Source organism: Oceanicaulis sp. (assembly GCF_965249665.1).
Taxonomy (GTDB): domain Bacteria; phylum Pseudomonadota; class Alphaproteobacteria; order Caulobacterales; family Maricaulaceae; genus Oceanicaulis.
Window position 1 is genome coordinate 1 of sequence record NZ_OZ252247.1, and the last position, 2,500, is coordinate 2,500.

Annotated in this window: 1 rRNA gene; it reads right to left on the reverse strand. The window is 54.6% G+C overall.

From position 1 onward, the window contains the following. Nucleotides 1-2,399: ribosomal RNA gene (locus tag ACP154_RS00005) — 23S ribosomal RNA — on the reverse strand; the annotation flags it as partial. Nucleotides 2,400-2,500: the final 101 nt, after the last annotated feature.

The following is a 2,500-nucleotide window of genomic DNA, read 5'->3' on the forward strand; positions in this document are numbered from 1 at the left end:
AGGTGCCAAACAATGCCGTCGATATGGACTCTTGGGCATCATCAGCCTGTTATCCCCGGCGTACCTTTTATCCGTTGAGCGATGGCCCTTCCACGCGGGACCACCGGATCACTATGGCCGTCTTTCGACTCTGTTCGACCTGTCAGTCTCACAGTCAGGCTGGCTTATGCCATTGCACTCAACGAGCGATTTCCGACCGCTCTGAGCCAACCTTCGCGCGCCTCCGTTACTCTTTGGGAGGCGACCGCCCCAGTCAAACTACCCGCCACGCAGGGTCCCGGATCCAGGTTCATGGACCGCGGTTAGACGTCAATGAGGATAAGGGCGGTATTTCAAGGATGGCTCCACCAGAACTGGCGCTCTGGTTTCAAAGCCTCCCGCCTATCCTACACATATCGCCACTAACGCCACTGCGAAGCTGTAGTAAAGGTGCACGGGGTCTTTCCGTCTGACCGCGGGTACTCCGCATCTTCACGGAGAATTCAATTTCGCTGAGTCTCTGTTGGAGACAGTGGGGAAGTCGTTACGCCATTCGTGCAGGTCGGAACTTACCCGACAAGGAATTTCGCTACCTTAGGACCGTTATAGTTACGGCCGCCGTTTACCGGGGCTTCAATTCGGAGCTCTCACTCCTCCTTTTAACCTTCCGGCACCGGGCAGGCGTCAGACCCTATACGTCGTCTTGCGACTTCGCAGAGCCCTGTGTTTTTAATAAACAGTCGCCACCCCCTGGTCTGTGCCCCTGGACACCAGTTGCCTGATGCCAGGCTCCCTTCTCGCGAACTTACGGGAGTAATTTGCCGAGTTCCTTCAACAGAGTTCTCTCAAGCGCCTTGGTATGCTCTACCAGTCCACCTGTGTCGGTTTGGGGTACGGTCTCATGCGGGAGCTATTTCCAGGGACGACTTGGCTGCACACTCAATCCAGTAAGAGTGCACAACGTCCGCAATCCGTCACTACCCGCTGGCCCAGGAATATTAACCTGGTTCCCATCGACTACGCCTTTCGGCCTCGCCTTAGGGGCCGGCTTACCCTGCGCTGATTAGCATTGCGCAGGAACCCTTGGACTTTCGGCGAGAGGGCCTCTCACCCTCTTTATCGCTACTCATGTCAGCATTCTCACTTCTGATATCTCCAGCAGCCCTCGCAGGCCACCTTCACAGACTTACAGAACGCTCCGCTACCACTCTTTCGAGTCCGCAGCTTCGGTGTATCACTTAAGCCCCGTTACATTTTCCGCGCAGGAACGCTTGACCAGTGAGCTGTTACGCTTTCTTTAAAGGATGGCTGCTTCTAAGCCAACCTCCTGGTTGTCTAAGCATTCCCACATCGTTTCCCACTTAGTGATAACTTAGGGACCTTAGCTGGCGGTCAGGGCTGTTTCCCTCTCCACTACGGACCTTAGCACCCGCAGTGTGTCTGCCTCGCTCTACTCTTCGGTATTCGGAGTTTGGTTAGGTTTGGTAAGTCGTTGGGACCCCCTAGCCCATCCAGTGCTCTACCCCCGAAGGTAATACGAGACGCTCTACCTAAATAGATTTCGCGGAGAACCAGCTATCTCCGAGTTTGATTGGCCTTTCACCCCTAGCCACACGTCATCCCCGTCTTTTTCAACAGACGTGGGTTCGGTCCTCCAGTGCGTGTTACCGCACCTTCAACCTGCACATGGCTAGATCACTCGGTTTCGGGTCTTATCCCTCGAACTAATCGCCCTATTCAGACTCGCTTTCGCTGCGCCTACACCTACCGGCTTAAGCTTGCTCGAGAGACAAAGTCGCTGACCCATTATACAAAAGGTACGCCGTCACCGCGCAAGGCGGCTCCGACTGCTTGTAGGCGTCCGGTTTCAGGATCTGTTTCACTCCCCTCGTCGGGGTGCTTTTCACCTTTCCCTCACGGTACTGGTTCACTATCGGTCGGCAAGGAGTACTTAGGCTTGGAGGGTGGTCCCCCCATGTTCAGACAGGATTTCACGTGTCCCGCCCTACTCAAGGTCTCTTCAATCGCTTTAACGTACGGGGCTATCACCCGCTATGGCCGAACTTTCCAGATCGTTCCGCTGACTCAAGAAGAGACACTGGCCTGGTTCCCGTTCGCTCGCCGCTACTAGGGAAGTCTCAATTGATGTCCTTTCCTTCGGGTACTTAGATGTTTCAGTTCCCCGAGTTCGCTTCTTATCCCTATGTATTCAGAATAAGATACCTTTCACAAACACTGGTGATTGGCCGCCTGATCTCTCAGACGAACAACCGCCAGGGTCTGTAAAGGTGGGTTCCCCCATTCGGATATTTCCGGATCAAAGTCTGCTCGCAACTCCCCGGAACTTAACGCAGCGTGCCACGTCCTTCATCGCCTCTTGCCACCAAGGCATCCACCAGACGCCCTTTTGACGCTTGATCTCAACGATGCTCATGCACGGTGAACGCTTCGTCCGCAGGAAAAACCTACATGACGAAAACGACCGACATGAGCCCGTCAGTCAGGATGTCTCTACAAATGC